This window comes from Rhizobium sp. R634, assembly GCF_002211305.1.
GTDB lineage: Bacteria > Pseudomonadota > Alphaproteobacteria > Rhizobiales > Rhizobiaceae > Rhizobium.
The window spans coordinates 103241-121897 of record NZ_LOKW01000009.1 but is presented as its reverse complement, the minus strand read 5'-3'; the positions used below and the strand labels follow the sequence as shown (position 1 = coordinate 121897).

19 protein-coding genes and 1 pseudogene are annotated in these 18657 nt (G+C 60.8%); 13 read left to right on the top strand and 7 right to left on the bottom strand.

The window, feature by feature from the left end; all coding sequences use genetic code 11:
* Nucleotides 1-651: 651 nt before the first annotated feature.
* Both ATY77_RS13015 and ATY77_RS13010 read left to right on the top strand, forming a co-directional pair.
* The gene (locus tag ATY77_RS13015) at nucleotides 652-1827 is read left to right on the top strand and encodes an AAA family ATPase (protein WP_088687657.1); all 1176 of its coding nucleotides are present in this window, start codon (nucleotides 652-654) and stop codon (nucleotides 1825-1827) included.
* A gap of 1 nt (nucleotide 1828) precedes the next feature.
* On the top strand, nucleotides 1829-2449 hold the full coding sequence (locus ATY77_RS13010) for a DUF4276 family protein (RefSeq protein WP_088687656.1): 621 nt from the start codon (nucleotides 1829-1831) through the stop codon (nucleotides 2447-2449).
* Nucleotides 2450-2464: 15 nt separating this feature from the next.
* On the opposite strand, the gene uvrB is transcribed toward ATY77_RS13010, so the two are convergent.
* A complete protein-coding gene (gene uvrB / locus ATY77_RS13005) occupies nucleotides 2465-5434 on the bottom strand; it encodes an excinuclease ABC subunit UvrB (RefSeq protein ID WP_088687655.1) in 2970 nt (989 codons plus the stop codon).
* A gap of 655 nt (nucleotides 5435-6089) precedes the next feature.
* Here uvrB and ATY77_RS13000 point away from each other — a divergent pair.
* A complete protein-coding gene (locus tag ATY77_RS13000) occupies nucleotides 6090-6350 on the top strand; it encodes a DUF982 domain-containing protein (RefSeq protein WP_088687654.1) in 261 nt (86 codons plus the stop codon).
* A 148-nt stretch (nucleotides 6351-6498) separates the two neighbouring features.
* On the top strand, nucleotides 6499-6888 hold the full coding sequence (locus tag ATY77_RS12995; protein WP_088687653.1) for a hypothetical protein: 390 nt from the start codon (nucleotides 6499-6501) through the stop codon (nucleotides 6886-6888).
* A 57-nt stretch (nucleotides 6889-6945) separates the two neighbouring features.
* On the opposite strand, the gene ATY77_RS12990 is transcribed toward ATY77_RS12995, so the two are convergent.
* From ATY77_RS12990 to ATY77_RS12980, 3 genes and pseudogenes are all read right to left on the bottom strand, one after another.
* Entirely contained in the window at nucleotides 6946-7347 is a 402-nt protein-coding gene (locus tag ATY77_RS12990; RefSeq protein ID WP_088687652.1) for a GFA family protein, read from the bottom strand.
* A gap of 153 nt (nucleotides 7348-7500) precedes the next feature.
* The gene (locus tag ATY77_RS12985) at nucleotides 7501-7953 is read right to left on the bottom strand and encodes a DUF805 domain-containing protein (RefSeq protein WP_088687651.1); all 453 of its coding nucleotides are present in this window, start codon (nucleotides 7951-7953) and stop codon (nucleotides 7501-7503) included.
* A 138-nt stretch (nucleotides 7954-8091) separates the two neighbouring features.
* Nucleotides 8092-8858, bottom strand: a pseudogene (locus ATY77_RS12980) (adenylate/guanylate cyclase domain-containing protein).
* Between the two features lie 221 nt (nucleotides 8859-9079).
* On the opposite strand from ATY77_RS12980, the gene ATY77_RS12975 reads away from it, so the two are divergent.
* From ATY77_RS12975 to ATY77_RS12955, 5 genes are all read left to right on the top strand, one after another.
* Nucleotides 9080-9868 (top strand): DUF899 domain-containing protein, encoded by a 789-nt coding sequence (locus ATY77_RS12975; protein ID WP_088687667.1) that lies wholly within the window; start codon nucleotides 9080-9082, stop codon nucleotides 9866-9868.
* Nucleotides 9869-10202: 334 nt separating this feature from the next.
* Entirely contained in the window at nucleotides 10203-10568 is a 366-nt protein-coding gene (locus ATY77_RS12970) for a DUF4087 domain-containing protein (protein ID WP_088687650.1), read from the top strand.
* Nucleotides 10569-10701: 133 nt separating this feature from the next.
* Nucleotides 10702-11262: an NADH-quinone oxidoreductase subunit B gene (locus tag ATY77_RS12965; protein ID WP_088687649.1), complete on the top strand. Its 561-nt coding sequence runs from the start codon at nucleotides 10702-10704 to the stop codon at nucleotides 11260-11262.
* Between the two features lie 137 nt (nucleotides 11263-11399).
* Entirely contained in the window at nucleotides 11400-11777 is a 378-nt protein-coding gene (locus tag ATY77_RS12960; protein ID WP_088673595.1) for a response regulator, read from the top strand.
* 73 nt (nucleotides 11778-11850) lie between these two features.
* Complete coding sequence (locus tag ATY77_RS12955; protein WP_088687648.1) at nucleotides 11851-12102, top strand: hypothetical protein; 252 nt, start codon at nucleotides 11851-11853, stop codon at nucleotides 12100-12102.
* Between the two features lie 22 nt (nucleotides 12103-12124).
* Here the strand turns inward: ATY77_RS12955 and ATY77_RS12950 are convergent, their stop codons facing one another.
* Nucleotides 12125-12424 carry a HigA family addiction module antitoxin gene (locus tag ATY77_RS12950; protein ID WP_088673597.1) on the bottom strand — a complete coding sequence of 100 codons (300 nt, stop codon included), beginning with the start codon at nucleotides 12422-12424 and terminating at the stop codon, nucleotides 12125-12127.
* Nucleotides 12425-12488: 64 nt separating this feature from the next.
* Nucleotides 12489-12770 carry a type II toxin-antitoxin system RelE/ParE family toxin gene (locus tag ATY77_RS12945; protein WP_088687647.1) on the bottom strand — a complete coding sequence of 94 codons (282 nt, stop codon included), beginning with the start codon at nucleotides 12768-12770 and terminating at the stop codon, nucleotides 12489-12491.
* A gap of 182 nt (nucleotides 12771-12952) precedes the next feature.
* Between ATY77_RS12945 and ATY77_RS12940 the strand changes: the two genes are divergently transcribed.
* Together ATY77_RS12940 and ATY77_RS12935 are read left to right on the top strand one after the other, a co-directional pair.
* Nucleotides 12953-13753: a class I SAM-dependent methyltransferase gene (locus tag ATY77_RS12940; protein ID WP_088687646.1), complete on the top strand. Its 801-nt coding sequence runs from the start codon at nucleotides 12953-12955 to the stop codon at nucleotides 13751-13753.
* A gap of 442 nt (nucleotides 13754-14195) precedes the next feature.
* Nucleotides 14196-15449, top strand: a complete 1254-nt coding sequence (locus ATY77_RS12935; RefSeq protein WP_088687645.1) for an MFS transporter — start codon at nucleotides 14196-14198, stop codon at nucleotides 15447-15449.
* A gap of 49 nt (nucleotides 15450-15498) precedes the next feature.
* Here ATY77_RS12935 and ATY77_RS12930 read toward each other — a convergent pair whose 3' ends face one another.
* Nucleotides 15499-16455 (bottom strand): RDD family protein, encoded by a 957-nt coding sequence (locus ATY77_RS12930; protein WP_088687644.1) that lies wholly within the window; start codon nucleotides 16453-16455, stop codon nucleotides 15499-15501.
* A 215-nt stretch (nucleotides 16456-16670) separates the two neighbouring features.
* Here ATY77_RS12930 and ATY77_RS12925 point away from each other — a divergent pair, with 215 nt between their 5' ends.
* Together ATY77_RS12925 and ATY77_RS12920 are read left to right on the top strand one after the other, a co-directional pair.
* Nucleotides 16671-17018, top strand: coding sequence for a DMT family protein (locus ATY77_RS12925; protein WP_088687643.1), 348 nt, complete (start codon nucleotides 16671-16673; stop codon nucleotides 17016-17018).
* A 121-nt stretch (nucleotides 17019-17139) separates the two neighbouring features.
* Nucleotides 17140-18651: a DUF1800 domain-containing protein gene (locus ATY77_RS12920; RefSeq protein WP_088687642.1), complete on the top strand. Its 1512-nt coding sequence runs from the start codon at nucleotides 17140-17142 to the stop codon at nucleotides 18649-18651.
* Nucleotides 18652-18657 lie beyond the last annotated feature (6 nt).

Below are 18657 nucleotides of genomic sequence, written 5' to 3'. Positions count from 1 at the left end.
TCATGACGTCGGTCGTTGACACCTATTCCTGTACGGGCGCTTTGTCGCGCGAACCCCGGGATGGCCATCCCGGGGTTCGATCCCAGCTTCTCCTGCAGTAAAGCATAGATTTGAGAGACAATTCCTGTGCCTGTCACAGGAATCCAGCCACGGCGCGTCTGCGCCGTGAATGACTCTCATTGTGATCCAATGAAGTCTCGCGCGCCCAAGGACTTGGGGCGCACCGGATTCCTGTGACAAGCACAGAGGAAAGACGGAAAAGAGTAAGACGGTTGCCAATCCTGGGCGGAAGTGCTGCCGAACTTGCCAGCTATCGCGCATCGTCTCATAGGATCCGTTGCCCGACCTTAGGTCCCTCGCATCGCTGGACCTGAAAGCGCTGCTTGTGGATGGAATTGTGGGCGCGGTTGTTAGTGGACAGCGGTGCCCTGGGCGCAACAAAAGGGTATTTTCAGCCGCAACGATCCTGCTTCAAAATCTCAGCTTCTTTAAGGGGTTAATGAAAGCGACCTACTTGCGGAAGCGAAAGAAAGCAATCATGCTGGGCATCATCCTCAAGCGCGGTGACATCACGAACTTTCGTCTGTCTACGCGCTTATGGGTCTAAAGCTGCAGGATCCAATAAATGCAGTGAGAGGCGCCGTATAAGCTATGAGATTAATAACACAGGTTACCCTAAGATATTATAAGAGTATCGGCTTTTGCGAGGTTGATTTATCTGATTTGACGGTTTTGGTCGGTCCGAACGGAAGTGGCAAAAGCAACTTTATCGATTCTTTGAATTTTGTTTCGGACGCACTGAACTCCACCTTGGATTTTGCAATTAGACAGCGATCCGGTCTTTCGGCAGTCCGAAAGAGGTCGGGGGGGCATCCAACAAACTTTGCAATAAAGCTACGCATCGCTCTGCCCTCGGGGAAGAATGCACTATATTCCTTCCAGGTTGGGGCCGCTGCCGATGGCTCTCATAAGGTGCAGAAAGAGTACCTCGGTATCTCTGGAGATGGAATAAGTATAGCTGAATATAGATACGAGAACGGAAAGAAAATTTCGAGCACCGAGGCGATATCCCCGGATATTATGTCCGATGACAGATTGGCTATGCAGCTTCTTTCGAGTATTTTTTCGTTTAGGGAAGTATTTGATGTATTATCTTCTATGCGATTTTATAATATTTACCCCGAGGATTTTCGGCTTCCTCAGCCTCATGATAGCGGAGAATACCTCCTTCGCACCGGAAAGAATATAGCCTCAGTTCTGAGAAACATGGAAAACCAATATCCGAACGAATATGAAAGGATTCGGGAATATCTCAAGCAAATCGTGGAGCAGCTTGAAAATATCGCGCATAAGAATCTCGGTCCGTCGGAGACTATTGAGTTCTTTCAGCGTGTCGCTGGCCAAAAAAATGCTTGGCGCTTTTTTGCGTCCCAGATGTCAGACGGTACCTTGCGGTCCTTGGGTATATTAGTCGCGCTGTTTCAGCGATCGCCAAGTGCTGAAAGTATCCTTCTTGGCATTGAGGAGCCTGAAGCAACAATTCATCCCGCGGCAAGCTCTGTTATAACCGATGCGATCGTAGAGGCTGCAAGGAAAAAGCAGGTAATAATTACAACTCATAGCCCCGAGTTAATAGATCATCCTTCAATTGGAATCGAGAATATCAGGATTGTTCGATCCGATGAAGGAGATACCTCTATTCGGCCAGCGGACAAAGCGAGCAAGGAAGTAGTTCAGCGGAACTTGCTCACTCCTGGAGATCTCTTAAGAAAGAATCAGTTGGAGCCTGAGAAGGCGAAACCAATGCAATTTAGCCTCTGGAGCTGATATGCTATACGTGTATCCGATCGTTGAGGGACATGGTGATGAGCGCGCTCTTCCTGTGCTCATTCGCAAACTCCTGAATGAGAGGTTTGGCATTTATGAAGTTGATGTAGCGAAAGCCTACAGACTTCCGAAAGGGAAGATGAAGCGAGCGGAAGAGTGGCCCGGGATTTTGGCACTAGCCCGCGAACGCCTACAGGCATCTCGTCAGAATCACGACGACAAGGCTTTGATTTTGGTAGTTTGTGATGCGGACGAGGAATGTCCGGTCGAATTGAAAGAATTAATTGAGAAGCACATGGGAGCCGAGGATGCCTTTGTGAAGCATGCCTTTGTAGCTCCGCAGCCAGAATATGAAACTTGGTTCCTCGCTGCTGCGGATTCCTTTGCAAATCATGCTGACTGCGTTCAACCAATTCCGCCGATCGGAAACCTTTTGCAGATAAGGGATGCAAAGGGATACTTTGAGCGTAACATTCTCAAGCAAGGTCGATTTTATTCGGAAACTGTCGATCAGCCTAAGTTTAGCGCTTTGGTAAGCTTCGCATTACAACCTGAAAATGGCTGTCGTTCTTTAAAGCGGTTCATTGATGTATTCGACAGACTAATCGCGCCGGCGCAATAGAAAAGCAAGAAACCTCTACCGCCCCGGCCGCCCAGTCTTACCCTTCGTCCGGCCCTTGCGCTTCTGCTCGCCCGGCTCTTCATAGCTCCCGGTGCCCACACGTCCGCGCACCAGCGGCCGCACGCCGTCGTCGCGCTCCGGCTGGCCTTCCAGCAGCGGCGAGAAGCGCTTCGTGCCCTTCGAGGCGTCGGGCTTTTCTGGCACCTGGCCGATCACCGGTTTTTCGGTGCGGCCGACCGTCATCTCGTCGAGGTCGTTCTTGCGGAAGAGGCTCTTGCCGGCGGGGGTGGTGGGGTCGTGGCCCATTTCGTCGAGGGTCGGCTTGGCGAAGTAGGAGGTTCCACGCCCGCCCTCGTGGTTCGAGACGGCCCTCTGGGCCTCCTCACCATGAGGGCTGCCACTGGAGCCCGCTGATCTACTCTTACCGTTGGAGCGGCCGCCTTTGCCTTCCATCGCCTTCGACTCTTCGCGCGCCATCGGGTCGTCCATGACGGCCAGTTCGGCGGCCTTGAGGCGTTTGATTTCGTCGCGCAGGCGGGCGGCTTTTTCGAAGTCGAGGTCGGCGGCGGCGTCGCGCATGTTTTTTTCGAGCGCGTTGAGATGGGTCTGCAGGTTGTTGCCGACGAGGTTGCCGCCATCGGCGAAGCCTTTGCCCGAGACGCCCGAGATATCGGCACGGACGTGGTCGCGTTCGTAGACGGAGTCGAGGATGTCGGAGATCTTGGCCTTGACGGATTCCGGGGTGATGCCGTTTTCGAGGTTATAGGCCATCTGCTTTTCGCGGCGGCGGCCGGTTTCTTCCATCGCCCGCTTCATCGAGCCGGTCACCTGGTCGGCATAGAGGATGACCTTGCCGTCGACGTTACGCGCCGCGCGGCCGATCGTCTGGATCAGCGAGGTCTCGGAGCGCAGGAAGCCTTCCTTGTCGGCGTCGAGAATGGCGACGAAGCCGCATTCGGGAATGTCGAGGCCCTCGCGCAGGAGGTTGATGCCGACGAGCACGTCGAAGGCGCCGAGGCGCAGGTCGCGGATGATCTCGATACGCTCCAGCGTGTCGATGTCGGAGTGCATGTAGCGGACGCGCACGCCCTGCTCATGCAGATATTCGGTCAGGTCCTCGGCCATGCGCTTGGTCAGCACGGTGCAGAGGGTGCGATAACCCTTGGCCGCGGTTTCGCGAATCTCGCCGAGCACGTCGTCGACCTGGGTGCGGGCCGAGCGGACCTCGACCGGCGGATCGATCAGGCCGGTCGGGCGGATCACCTGCTCGGCGAAGACGCCGCCGGATTGTTCCATCTCCCAAGCGCCCGGGGTGGCCGAGACGGCGATGGTGTCGGGGCGCATGGCGTCCCATTCCTCGAAGCGTAGCGGCCGGTTGTCCATGCAGGAGGGCAGGCGGAAGCCATATTCGGCCAGCGTCGCCTTGCGGCGGAAGTCGCCGCGATACATGCCGCCGATCTGCGGCACGGTGACATGGCTTTCGTCGATGAAGACGATGGCATTGTCGGGGATGTATTCGAACAAAGTCGGCGGCGGATCGCCTGGGTCGCGGCCAGTGAGGTAGCGCGAATAGTTTTCGATGCCCTGGCAGGAGCCGGTCGCTTCCAGCATCTCGATGTCGTAGCGGGTGCGCTGCTCCAGGCGCTGGGCCTCCAGCAGGCGGCCGGCCTTCTCGAGCTCGGCCAAGCGCAGCCGCAGCTCCTCCTTGATCGCCTTGATGGCGCCGTTCAGCGTCGGGCGCGGCGTCACATAGTGCGAATTGGCGTAGATCTTCACCGATTTCAGGTCGCCGGTCTTCTGGCCGGTCAGCGGGTCGAACTCGGTGATGGCGTCGATCTCGTCGCCGAACATGGAGATGCGCCAGGCCGCGTCTTCCAAGTGGGCGGGGAAGATCTCGATCGTATCGCCGCGCACGCGAAAGGAACCGCGCGTGAAATCCATGTCGCGACGCTTATATTGCTGGGCGACGAGATCGGCCAGCAGCTGGCGCTGGTCCAGCCGGTCGCCGACCGACATCTGGAAGGTCATCGCCGTATAGGTCTCGACCGAGCCGATACCGTAGATGCAGGAGACCGAGGCGACGATGATGCAGTCGTCGCGCTCCAGCAGCGAGCGCGTCGCCGAGTGGCGCATGCGGTCGATCTGCTCGTTGATCGAGCTTTCCTTCTCGATATAGGTGTCGGAGCGCGGCACATAGGCTTCCGGCTGGTAATAATCGTAGTAGGAAACGAAGTATTCCACCGCATTGTCGGGGAAAAAGTTCTTGAATTCGGAATAGAGCTGGGCTGCCAGCGTCTTGTTCGGCGCCAGGATGACGGCCGGGCGCTGCGTTTCCTCGATCACCTTGGCCATGGTGAAGGTCTTGCCGGAACCGGTGACGCCGAGCAGCACCTGACTGCGGTCGCCATTCTCCAGCCCCTCGACGAGATCGCGGATCGCCGTCGGCTGGTCGCCGGCCGGCTTGTATTCGGAGTCCATGCGGATGGTGATGCCGCCCTCGGATTTGTCGGGGCGGGCAGGGCGGTGCGGCGTCCAGATCTTGCCGTTCTTGTGCAGCGGATTGCCGCTCTCGATCAGCTTCGACAGCGCCTCGACTGTGGCGGTGACGCCGCCGGGCGCGAGCTTGTCGGCATCCTCGAGCGAGATGTCGAGGCCGGCGACCGGGTTGAGGCCGGCCGCGGCACGGGTCTTGGGATCGCTGGAGCCGCCGATCGAAACGCCACGCGCCGTCTTGCCGACGGTGGCCTTCTTGTTGACGCTGACGGCCTCCGAATGCTTGCGCGCCGCATTTTCCACCGCCTTGCGGTGCTTGCCGGCCTTGGAGGCGATGTCGCGCTGGCTCTCGACGCCCGCTGCCTCCGCATCGGCCTCCAGCTGCTTCACCCAATCGGCAACGGAGCCGGAAAGGGGGGCGCCTTCAAAGGACGATTGCGGGGCTTCCTCGAAACCATTCGAGGTCGGAGATTTTTTCGGAGATCTGGCCATGGCGCGAATATGGAGAGAGTCATCGGGAAAGTGAAGAGGCAAAGAGTACAAAAGGGAAACGAATGAATCGTTCGGGATGGTGAATAGTTGATGGCGTTAGAGGCTGAGCTTGTCGTGCGGCAGGGATGTGGTCGTGTGAGGCGCAGGTGGCAGCCGGTTATGGTTGCCCTTCGCTTGCGCTCTGTGCATTCGCGGCTTTGCCGCTCACCCCCTCATCTGCCTTAACGGGCATCGTCTCCCCGCCGGGGAGAAGAGAGACCAAGACGCGCTGTCGCCATTCCCGCCGCAAGGGTCTCAAGGACGCGAGGCGTTGCCACGATTCCGCTTCTCCCCAGCGGGGAGAAGATGCCGGCAGGCAGATGAGGGGGCGAGTGGCAAAGCCGCGAGTGCACGGAGCGCAAGCGAAGGGCAAGCGACGCTTGTGGACAAGGACAGAAGGCGACCAGTCAAGATCTGATATCGTTGGCGACGCCGGCACACCCACCTCGTCCTTCGCGGCTCCGGCCTTCGGCTTCCGGGTCTCAGGATGAGGCTCTCTTGGGCGCCGCCACCGGACCCGCTGGAACCGTGATCGGCTTTCCGCAGTTACTTTGCAGTCCATTCAGCTGCAGGTGCGACTGCCATTAGCGACCATTCCGCCTTCTGGAAGAAACCGATCTCCATCAACCTTGATACCGGCGAACGGCTGGTTCTCCGCTCACCGCAGGATGCGCTGTATGCACTGGTGTCCGACTGGCCGGTGAATGGCGGGGTCCATCAGCAGCGGGCGATCGATTTCTGCCGCGCGTGGCTTGCCGGGCGGATGCCGGCCGAGACGGTAAGGCAGGCCTTCATCCTCGCGGCGCTGGAGGCCGGCGTGCCGATCGCCGATGATGAGAATGGGACCGCAAGTTCCGCTTCAAACTCTCAGGCATAGAGGGACGGACATAGTCCGTATCGAGGTGTCACGCGGCGACACGCGCGGCATCGCCAATGCTTATTTTCGTGTATTGCAAATATTGTTCGCGCTGTGTTTGTGGGAATGCGCAGTGTTATCATGCTGCGATTCTTGGAGATCCATCTGAATGAGAATAAAACTCCTTGCTTGCGCTGCCATGCTGATGCTGGCCGGCTGTAATGCTCCCGTGTCGCAATCCGTAGCGGATTCGCAGCGGCCTCCCTCGAATGACGTCCGGCAGAACTTCATCAACATCGTCTTCAAGAGAAGTTACCGGCACGAAGCGGGAGAAGTCGTCTGGGCCCGCATTTCGAGCGTGGTGCTGATCGAGCCGGAGAAGAAGATCTATGCTTATTGCGTGCGGGTAGTGCCCAAGCGCAGCTGGGGAGACTGGGCCTATCTCGGCGTCTCCTTCACGGATAGCAAAATACTCGGTGCGACGGCGAATGACCAGCGCTGCAAAGACAAGCGGCTGCGTTACTACCCGTTTAATGAGCTGACCGGCATGAAGACCTGACGCGGGAGCGCGGGCTGAGGCCGCGTCGCCGTTCCATGCTTTGGCGAGCGGCGGTTGTTAGAACCACATATCCCTTACGCACCGCCCGTCGGAGGGCAGGTCGTCGAAGCTGCCCAGCCCGTCGAAATGGTCGATCGGCAGGTCGGCGACGAGTTCCGGCGGCGCGAGGCGGATGTTGACGGCCATGCGGCGGCGGCCGTCCTTCTGCAGGCGCAGGCCGCGCCAGCTGAGCACGCAGGCGCAGGTCGGGCAGAACAGGATTTCGAGCGAGGAGGTGTCCCGGCCGGAGCGGGTGTAGGAGGCGGTTTCGCCGCTCAGCGCGATGCGCTCTCCTTCATAGTCATAGGCCCAGAGCGTGCCGTAGCGCCGGCAGAGCGTGCAGTTGCATGCGGTGATCGAGCCGGGATCGCCCGTAAGCGTCCAGCCCGCCTTGCCGCAATGACATGAGCCCGTCAGCATGAGGGTTTCTCCGGCTTGCTGTTCGATGCCGGCATCCTGCCTCAATCGCGCCATGCGTGCAAATGGAGGGCGTGGCCTGGCGGCGCGGCCGCCCGGTGCTTCAGCGGCACCGGCGCCTGCTCAAACCGCCAGAACCATCTCCATGCTCATTCCTCAGAAAACGGACGCCCTGGACTGATCCGCTGTGGGTGCTTTGCAATACCATACGAGGACGGCAATCGATCCAATGGGAAAGAGCATTCCGAGAAGCTGGTGCCATCCACTTCGGTTGATGTCGTGAAAGCGCCGGGCGGCCATGGCGATCGACGGAAGAAACGTCGCCAGCGACCAGATCGTCTTGAAGATCTCAGTGCTATCGACGAGGTACAACGCAATGCTGATGATGGCGACGAAGAGCGTAGAAAACCAGAATTCCGATCGGCTCGCTCTGTCGCGGAAATTCACATAGTTCTTGAAATAACTTCCGATCGCCTGGCCGAAACCCATCGGCTCGGCCGGGCCGCCGAAGCGGTTCGGGCCGGTCGGCGGCTTTCTGAAGATGAAAATCAACGGCACGGCGATGACGATCAAGACGATCAGCCAGTGCCACAGAGAAAAACTGCCCATGAAATACCCCCAGCGTAAATGGTTCAATGAACGCGCTTTTTAAGATTAGTCGATTGCAAGGCGATTCGTCCGCAAGCGACGCGAGAAATTCAGCCGCGACTTTGAGGGCGGGATGATGCTTCGGTAGGGGGCAAGCTGTCAGTGCTTGACCAGCACGCGCGGATGCACCGGCTGCTCGATGCCCTTGAGCGTCAGCGTGCGCTCTTCCGCTCCGGCAACCAGTGCGACGGCCTCGGCCGCCGTTTCGGCGGAGACGAGGATCTCGCCGGCGGCGGCCTGGGATTCCAGCCTCGCGGCCTGGTTGACGACGCCGCCGATGGCGGTGAAATCGCTGCGGAAGCTGGAGAATTCGCCGATCTGGACCTCGCCGGTATGGATGCCGACGCCGACACCGAGCGGCCGGCCGGTCAGGGCATCCGGCGCCAGGCCGTTCAGCGCCGCGGCGCAATTGCGCTGGATCTCCCGGGCGGCCATGATGGCGGCGGCGGCGTGATCTTTCCTGACGATCGGGAAATTGAAGATCGCCATCAGCCCATCGCCCATCTGCTTGTTGACGATGCCGTCATGCGTCCAGATCGCCTGGGCGCAGCGATCCTGGAACTGGCTGACGATCTCGCTCAGGCGCACCGCCTCGATGCGTTCGGAAAGATCGGTGAAGCCCCTGATGTCGGCGAACAGGATGGTCGCGCCGACGGTGATCTGGCGCTGCTTCTTCACATATTGGAAGGAGCGCTCGCAGATCGTGCAGATATCCGGGTTCATCTTGCTGCGGTAATGCCGAAGGCGCGGAAGGGCAGCGCCAGCGGCCCGCCGATCGGGATCGGCATATGCATCTGGTCCCAGCAGCCGCGGCAGATCCTGGCGCTGCCATGGCTGGGCATGGTGGAAGTGGTGGCTGTCGTCATATCGAACAATCCGTCGCCTGAACCAGAACAAGCTTCCGCCAGTCTCGCGCGTTTGGCAACTGCGCTGATTGTTGAAGCCGGCAATGGCCGAAGTCCTCTGACCGTCACACTTGTTACTCCCACTGTACGATATCAGATGCGAAACTATCTCCGAGCAATGCGCGATGAACCGGCTTTCAACCACGGAGGCGTGGATTCGCCCAAAAGAGGAGATCGAAGCGATGACTGCAGCAACGGAGAATGGAGCAAGCGGGCAGGCGATGAAGACGCCGCCCGTCGTCTCGCAGGAGGCCTGGGAGGCGGCCCACAAGCAGCTTCTGGTCAAGGAAAAGGCGCATAGCCGCGCCCGCGACGCGCTTGCCGCCGAGCGGCGGCGCATGCCGTGGATGGCGGTGCAGAAGAACTATGTCTTCGAAGGGCCGCAGGGCAGGGTCAGCCTGCTCGACCTGTTCGAGGGCCGGCACCAGCTGATCGTCTACCGCGCCTTCTACGAGCCCGGCGTCTACGGCTGGCCCGAGCATGCCTGCCGCGGCTGCTCGATGGTGGCCGATCAGGTGGCACATGTCGCCCATCTCAACGCCCGCGACACGACCCTGGTCTTCGCCTCGCGCGCGCCGCAGGCCGATATCGCCAGGCTGAAGGAACGCATGGGCTGGACGATGCCGTGGGTGACCATCACCGATGACTTCGACTGGGACTTCGGAGTCGGCGAGTGGCACGGCACCAATGTCTTGTACCGTGACGGCGAGCGGATCTTCCGCACCTATTTCATCAACAACCGCGGCGACGAACAGATGGGCGGCACCTGGAACTATCTCGACATCACGCCGCTCGGCCGCCAGGAAGTCTGGGAGAATTCGCCGGAAGGCTATCCACAGACGCCGACCTACAAATGGTGGAACTGGCACGATGCCTACACCGCCGATGCCGAGCCAGACAAGAAATGGGTCGAGGTCTCCGACGCCGGCGAGGCGGCATTCCGCGAGGAAAGCGCAAAGGCGAAATCGTGAGCCCATGCTCTTGGCTGGGCCTCGGTTGCATGCTTAGAGGGGCGGTGGCCAGCCTCGTCCTTCGTGGCCCCTGCGGGGGCACCTCAGGATGAGGCTGGAGAGAAGCCCGCTGCTTGGCGCAACGGAAAACTGCGGCGATAGACGCAGCAACGGTTACATTCAATGCACGGCACACCGGTCAGCCCTCATCCTGAGGTGCCCCGTAGGGGCCTCGAAGGACGAGGGCGGGTGGCTCCCAGCGCTTGGAGACCGGCCAGGCGGAGGCATCTGGAATAAGCTCTGTTGCCTTGCCGGCCGCTGACCATGCATAGTGGCCGGCAACGCGGAGGGGCCGATGACCAGATTGCATGCGCTTGTTTTGATGATGCTTCTCGCGCCCGCCGCGGCGCATGCCGAACGGCGCTGCGGCTGGCTGGACAATCCCTCGACGGCCAACTGGTCGCTCATGGATGCCGGCGGCGGCTGGACCATCATGGAGAATGGCAGCGGCTACAAGGCCGAGGGAATGGACAAGATTCCGGATCTGACAACCGGCGAATATGTCTACACCCATGCCACGCATGGTTATGGCTGCGCCTGCATGGACGTCGACACGGACGGCGAGGGTGGGATCACCCGCATTCATTCCGTGCGGCAATTGCCGCTCTCGCGGTGCCGGAACGACGCCGCCATCCGCTGGTTCCTCGACAAGGATCCGTGATCGGTCAGGCTGTCGGCGCCGCGTCGAACCTCCTGAAAGAAGACGGCCAAAAATGTTCGCTATCGTACCGGGCGGGTGCGGCAGGAACTTTGGCGTCTCAGCGTCGTTGGAGGTCGGCTTACAGGAGAAGACGATGCCGCCCCTTACGCAACCGCACCCGGCGCCGGGCGATTTCCAGTTCCCCGGCGAGCAACGGCAGGGCGACCCGACGATGGGGATGATCAACGCCGAGCTTGCCGACAAGGGCTTCCTCGTTACCAGCACCGACGAACTCATCACCTGGGCGCGCACGGGATCGCTGATGTGGATGACCTTCGGCCTTGCCTGCTGCGCCATCGAAATGATGCAGATGTCGATGCCACGCTATGATGTCGAGCGCTTCGGCATCGCCCCGCGCGGCAGTCCGCGGCAATCGGATCTGATGATCGTCGCGGGCACATTGTGCAACAAGATGGCCCCGGCGCTGCGCAAGGTTTACGACCAGATGCCGGAACCGCGCTATGTGATCTCCATGGGCTCCTGTGCCAATGGCGGCGGTTATTATCACTATTCCTATTCGGTGGTGCGCGGCTGCGACCGCATCGTGCCGATCGACGTCTATGTTCCCGGCTGTCCGCCAACAGCCGAAGCGCTGCTCTATGGCATCCTGCTCCTGCAGCGGAAGATCCGGCGCACCGGCAGTATCGAGCGGTAGCGCCGATGATGCGAGAAATCAGTTACCATTTTCACACGCATGTCTTTCGGATTGGAAACATTCGAGGGGAAGTTGCGTTCACCGAATACCGGCGGTGTGACCGCCGGTTCGCTTGCTCATTGGGAGGAGGATAAGCCGTGAAAGTCATGATCGTTGAAGACGAGAACTTCATCGCCATGGAGCTCGAGCGCATCGCGCAGGATGCTGGACACCAGACCGTCGGGCCGGTGTCGACGATCGAGCAGGCGCTCGCCTATGCTCCGCGAAGCGATGTCGCGCTCGTCGATCTCAGCCTTTCCGACGGGCTCAGCGGCGCGCAGCTTGCCCGCCGGCTGATCGACCGCTTCGGCGTCGACGTCATCTTCGTCACCGGCAGTCCGGAGAGTGTCGGAAACGGGATCGAAGGCGCGCTCGATGTGATCGCGAAGCCCTTCACCGACGAGAGGATTGCCGGGGCGCTTGCGCGAGCGCAGTCGCTGCGCATGGATTTCGAAGGCCGCAACGCCGTTTTCTGATGTCGCGGCTATGTTATGATATGTGGATTGGCGGCAACGGCCCGCTGGCGCCTGTCGGAGGACGCTCGCCCAGATGAAGCACGCGCTCATCGCCATTCCCCTCATCCTCGCCGGCTGCGCCAGCGCCGGTGAGCCCGAGCCTCTTCCGGGCAGCCTCACCTATGGCGGAAAGGTCGTCCATTCGCCCTATCGGCCGGGAACGGTGGTGAAGAACACCTTCCTCGGCGATTTCGGCTACCGCGTGTTCGAGACCTATGTCGTGCAGCCGGACGGGACGCTGAAGCTGACGATGCAAGCGACGGGGCCGGATTTTCTGTGGCAGTGACGTTTCATGCAGGGCAGACCAATCAGGCTGTGCTATCCATCGCGGGGATCTTGTCCAATTCATGCGCAAGCGCGTGGGCCTGCTTCTTCAAATCATAGCCTGCCTGCATATTCATCCAGAACTCGGGCGTGGTGCGAAAGAACCTGGCAAGGCGAAGCGCCGTATCCGTCGTCACGGCGGTTTCCTCCGACGCGAGGCGCTCGATACGGGTGCGCGGCACGTTCAGCTTCCTGGCGAGTGCGCCCGCGCTCATCTTGAGTGGGGTCAGATACTCCTCGCGGAGGATTTCGCCGGGATGGACCGGCAAAAGACTATTAGTCATCTCTGAGTTCCTTCAGTCCTCGCATCGCGCTTTCCTAATATCGATTCCGATTTCGGCCGATGCACTAGTGGTAGTCGACAATTTCAACGTCTTCGGCGCCATTGTCCCTCCAGACGAAACAGATACGCCATTGATCGTTGATACGGATCGAATGCTGGCCGACCCTGTTTCCTTTCAAGGCTTCGAGGCGATTCCCCGGAGGCGAACGAAGGTCTTCCAGAAGATGCGCCGCGTCGATCATCGCCAGCTTGCGAATGGCTGGCCTGACGAGATCGGCCGGAAAGCCCTTCGGAGCCTTGCCGCTGGCAACGGCTTCCGTGACAGCGTCTTTGAACGAACGGATCAATGCCGGCTCCCTGTATTGGTGTATCGTAGCGTGATACGGACGCAAGTCAAGAAGGATGTATCATGGCGCGATACATTTTACGCTTCGACTACGACAAGCACGCGCCGATACCCGCTTGCGATGGCCGTCCTGCAGAACGATAATGATCGTCAGCAGGCATCGTCCTTGAAGGGGAGGTTTCCATGCCGTCGAGTTTCCATGTCGAAAGTGCCGATGGTTATGAGCGGCTGATGGGGCGCTGGAGCAAGCGGCTGGCGCCGATGTTGATCGATTTCGCCGAGCTGGCGGAAGGGGACCGGGTGCTCGATGTCGGCTGCGGCACCGGCAGCCTGGCCTTCACGCTCGCGCAAAGGCCGGATCTCAGGGAGATCGCGGCCATTGATTATTCGCCTGTTTTCGTCGAGGCGGCGAAGCGGGCGAATACCGATCCGCGGATCGCAATCCAGCAGGGCGACGCCTGCGCGCTGCCCTTCGAGGATAATCGCTTCGACAGGGCGATGTCGCTGCTGGTGCTGCATTTCGTGCCGGAGGCTGCCAAGGCGGTGGCGGAGATGGCGCGTGTCGTGCGCCCCGGCGGCATTGTGGCCGCCACCGTCTGGGATCACTACGGCGGCATGTCCGGCATGCGGATGATGTGGGACACGGTCGTCATGCTCGATGAGAACGCGCTGCCGCTGCGCCGCAAATATTGCTTCCAGCCGATGATGCGGCCAGGCGAGATGAAGCAGTGCTTCATCGACCAGGGTTTGACCGAGGTCGAGGAGACGTCGCTGCTGATCCGGATGGATTATCTTTCCTTCGACGACTATTGGCAGCCGATCGCCGGCGGTGAGGGGCCGCTCGGCCGGTATGTGGCCGGCCTGGAGGCTGGCAAGCGGGAGGCGGTGGATGCGGCGATGAGGGCGGCTTACGAGGCCGGCGAGCCGGATGGGCCGCGGTCGTTTGCGTCTGTGGCTTGGGCGTGCCGGGGTAGGGTGGCTTGAGATATTAGGCGCGGCCTATCCCACTCTCCTCATTCCTGTGCCTGTCACAGGAATTCAGCCACGGCGCGTCTGCGCCGTCAATGAATCAACAGTTCAAGGAAAAGAGTCTTTGCGCCCAAGGACTTGGGCGCACTGGATTCCTGTGACGAGCACAGGAATGAGGGAAGATAGGTTGGCGGTCCCGACTCCGTCGACGTCAAAGGATAATTGCATGCTATGTCAGGAGGACGCGATGCAGGGGGTCTCAGCATAGGCCGCCGATCACGACAAACGTGATGGAACTCGGCCAGCATCGCTGCCGTTGTTTCCGCTGTCTCCGATTGCGAATGCGCTTTTCCGCAACCGCAGCCCCTGACAGCCGCAACCCGCCCGGTTCGGGCACCCCTTCCGACGGCATCCGGAATTGACCGCCTCGCCGCCGCTTTCGGACGGAGGAATTCATATGTCCGCTTTGGAAAGCCTGCGCCGGCTGACGCCGCAGCAGCGCAACACCGTGATCGCCAGCTATCTCGGCTGGACGCTCGATGCTTTCGATTTCTTCATTCTCGTCTTCGTTCTCAAATATATCGCCGAGGAATTCCATACCGATGTTCCCGCCGTCTCGGTGGCGATCTTCCTGACGCTTGCGATGCGGGCGCTCGGCGCGCTGATCTTCGGGCTGGCCGCCGACCGCTATGGGCGGCGCATCACGCTGATGGCCGACGTGCTGCTCTATTCGCTGTTCGAATTCCTGACCGGCTTTTCCACCGGGCTCACCATGTTCCTGGTGCTCCGGGCGCTCTATGGCATCGCTATGGGCGGCGAATGGGGCGTCGGGGCTTCGCTCGTCATGGAGACGGTGCCGGAGGAGAGCCGCGGCATCGTCTCGGGCATCCTGCAAGCGGGTTATCCCTCGGGCTATCTGCTTGCCTCGATCGTGTTCTTCCTGCTCTTTCCCGTCATCGGCTGGCGCGGCATGTTCTTCGTTGGCGCGGTGCCGGCGCTGCTGGTGCTTTACATCAGGCGCAATGTTGAGGAGAGCCCGGCCTTCCTCAAGCGGCAGGCGGCGGGGCGCCGGCCGTTCCTGACGGTGCTGCGGGAAAACATTCCGCTGTTCATCTGGGCGGTGCTCCTGATGACGGCGTTCAACTTCTTCAGCCACGGCACGCAGGATATCTATCCCACCTTCCTCGAGACCCAGCGGAACTATTCGACCCATACGGTCGGCGCCATCGCCATCGTCTACAATATCGGCGCGATCTGCGGCGGCCTGTTCTTCGGGGCGCTGTCGCAGCGGATCGGCCGCAAGCGGGCGATCGTCACGGCCGCGCTGATCGCCGTGCCGGTCGCGCCGCTCTGGGCCTATGCACCGGGGCCGGTGCTGCTCGCCATCGGCGCCTTCCTGATGCAGTTCTTTGTGCAGGGCGCCTGGGGCATCGTGCCGGTGCATCTGAACGAGCTGTCGCCGGACGAGGTGCGCGGCACCTTCCCGGGCTTCGCCTACCAGCTCGGCAACCTGCTCGCCTCCGGCAACGCGACCCTGCAGGCGGGTCTCGCCGCCCGTTGGGATGGCGATTACGCCTATGCGCTGCTGATCGTCGCGGCTGTCGTCGCGCTCGTCGTCGCTCTGCTCGCCGGCTTTGGTTACGAGAAGAAGGATGTGCGCTTCGGCTCGGAGGAGGCCGAGGAACCGCATGGCGCGGTGCCCAGCGCCTGACTTCTTTTCGATGGAGGCTGCGCCAATGGCGCGGCCTCCTATTCGCTGCTCAATACGGAACTCTCAGGTATGCCCTTCGCCTCCGGCGGCGGCTGCCGCGAATAGGCGCCAGCCTGCGGTAGATCCGCGGCCTTTGCCTGGGGCCTGCTTCAACGGGGCGGCTCGCCTCCTGCGCCGACACGACTTTGCAGGCGCAGATGCGATCGTAGAAGACCTGTCCTTTCCACTCGGCGAACGGCAAGAGCCACCAGGCCATGATCGTGACTGTCCAGATGCCGTAAAGCCAAATCGTACTGATGTCTGAAGGCGTATATCCGTCGTGGAACATGGCAAGCAAGGCATCGAAGTCTTGCGTCGGATAGGCCGGAAACAGCGAGATTGCGAATGCGGCGGCACTGAAAAGCAGGTTCGGGCTGAACTTCAGGATTTCGCGTTTCAACGCGGTGCCGAAGTCGGGGCTTTTGCCATCCACAGTCGTTACTTCGAGGAAGAAAATCGTCTTTCCGGCTGTGCGGCGGCCATTCGCAGAAAAACAGGCAAAAGTCAGCACGATCAGCATGGTGCTGGCTATGCCTGATATCAAATTTGAATAGGCAGGTATGGCTCTGGTGACCGGGTTGCCGTCTGCGTCCAGAGGGATGGTCAGCACTTGAGTCGGCGTTACGTAATCCCACGGTTCCATCAGAACTGTTGTCTGCAGGTATTGGTGCTTTCCGAACCCGACTTGGCGGAGTTCGCAGATTGCATTGGTGCGAAATTCATTCGGTTTCAACGGCCAGCCTGATTCGATTCGCTTTGCAAGCTGAGACGGCGCCTCCGGAACGCACTCAATCGAGCTCCAGCCGGGGAAGCGGGGGCTCGGGGGAAGGGCGGTTGAAATGTAATGAGTTGCTGCAATGATGATGGCTTGAAAGATGAGGATGTCGACGGCAAAGGCTGCAAGGCGTTGCCAGAAGTGGCGTGCAGGCAAAGCAATGGGTTGCTGCATCGCAGCTGGATTGTCCATATGGTCCCCTGTCCATGCGGCGCTTTGAAACTCTCCAACAATAGATACGAATATCGGGGACTAAAACAATGTTTTGCCGGCGGCGATCCGCATTGCTTCGGTCGCCTGAGACGATCGGTCCGCGCCCCGGGGCTTGCCGTCGAACCAAGGCGTGCTAGGTAAAGCCCGCCGGTATCTCGCCGGATCAGATATTCTCTCCACAGCCGAGTTGCTCCATGTCATTTTCTCCCGCCGCCGTCTGGCCCGTCGTCATGCTATTTGCCTCCAACATCTTCATGACCTTTGCCTGGTACGGCCATCTCAAGCACAAGGGCACGGCCATATTCCTGGCCATCATCGTCAGCTGGGGCATTGCCTTCTTCGAGTATTGCCTGGCGGTGCCGGCCAACCGCATCGGCTCGGCGGTCTATACGACGGCGCAGCTGAAGACGATGCAGGAGGTGATCACGCTCCTCGTCTTCGCCGGCTTCTCGATCTTCTGGCTCGGCGAGGACCTGACGTGGAACCATGCCATCGGTTTCGCGCTCATCGCAATCGGAGCATCCTTCATTTTCCGGGCGTAAACCTTAGCTTTTTCAATAGATTACAAATCGTCCATGTCTTGATAACGCCACATTTCCTACAGATTGGCGTCGCATTCGGCTGTCAGCGTGTCACTACCAAGTGATCAGGAGTTGACCGGCCATGAGCCTCTCTTTCCCGACGATGGCGGCGATCCGGTTCGGATATGGGTTCCGGCCGGGCGAGACGCCGCCCCAGAACAAGGATGAGCTGGTCGGGCAGGTCGGCAAGGGCGTGGCGGCGACGCCGGACTTTCCGCTCGGCGGCCTCGACATGCGCCACCGGGCGATCCTCAGCCTGCAGGCGCAGCTGAAGCAGATCCGCGAGGACGCCAAGACCGTGACCGACGATCCGGCGCGGCGCGAGATGCGCAAGGGCGTGCAGCGCCAGGCGCAGCAGCAGTTCCAGCATGATGCGAACCTGCGGCTGATGCAGGCGGTGCTCTCGCCCTACGGCTTTTACGAGCGGCTTTCGACCTTCTGGACCGATCATTTCTCCACCAGCGGCAATAAGAGCCTGCCGATGCGCCTCATCGTGCCGCTCTACGAGGCCGAGGCGATCCGGCCGTTCATAGCAGGCAGGTTCGGCGACCTGCTGCGCAACGCCACGGCCCATCCCGCCATGCTGATCTATCTCGACCAGGCGGATTCGCTCGGGCCGGACTCGGCCGGCGGCATGAAGCGCAACAAGGGGCTGAACGAAAATCTCGGCCGCGAACTCTTGGAACTGCACACGCTCGGCGCCGGCAGCGGCTATACCCAGGCGGATGTGACGGCCGCCGCCATGGTGCTGACGGGGCTCACCATCGACCGGAAGGAGATGGACATCGCCTTCCGGTCGAATATATCGGAGCCCGGCACGCATGAGGTGCTCGGCGTCAGCTATGGCGGGCGCAAGCGCTCGCGCGAGGATTATCTCGACATGCTCGACGATCTCGCCGTCCATCCGAAGACGGCGGCGCATATCAGCCGCAAGCTCGCGGTGCATTTCGTCTCCGACCAGCCCGACGAGGGCATGGTCTCCGACATGGCCGCGGCCTGGAAGAAGACGGACGGCGATCTCACTGCTGTTTACACCGCCATGCTCGACCATCCCGCCGCCTGGCAGAATGAAGGCTCCAAGGCCCGCCAGCCCTTCGACTATGTCGTCGCCGGTCTCAGGGCGCTGAATGCCGGACCGGTCAACGGCGTCGTGGGCAGTTTCCTGGCGGCCAACCAGCAGGGCACCGACGAGGGCGACATGGCGGCGAATACACCAGGCATGGCGGGAGCGCCGGTGCAGACCGATCCCGCCGGCGAGGCGCGGGACAAGGGGCTCGAGGCCTTCCGGACGGCGCGGGCGCTGGGGCAGGGAGCGCTGAAGCGGATGGGCCAGCCGACCTGGCTGCCGCCAAGCCCGGCCGGTTTCGAGGAAGGTTTTTCCGCCTGGATCACCGGCAGCCAGCTCGCCGAGCGGCTGGCCTGGGCAAGGCGGGCCGCAGCGCAGTTCGGCCGCGACGAGGACCCGCGCGAGTTCCTGAAATCGACGCTTGCCGATGCGGCCCGCGACGAGACGATCCGCGTGGTGTCGCAGGCGCCGAACAAGATCAGCGGCCTGACACTGGTGCTGGCATCGCCCGAATTCAACCGCCGCTAGGAGATT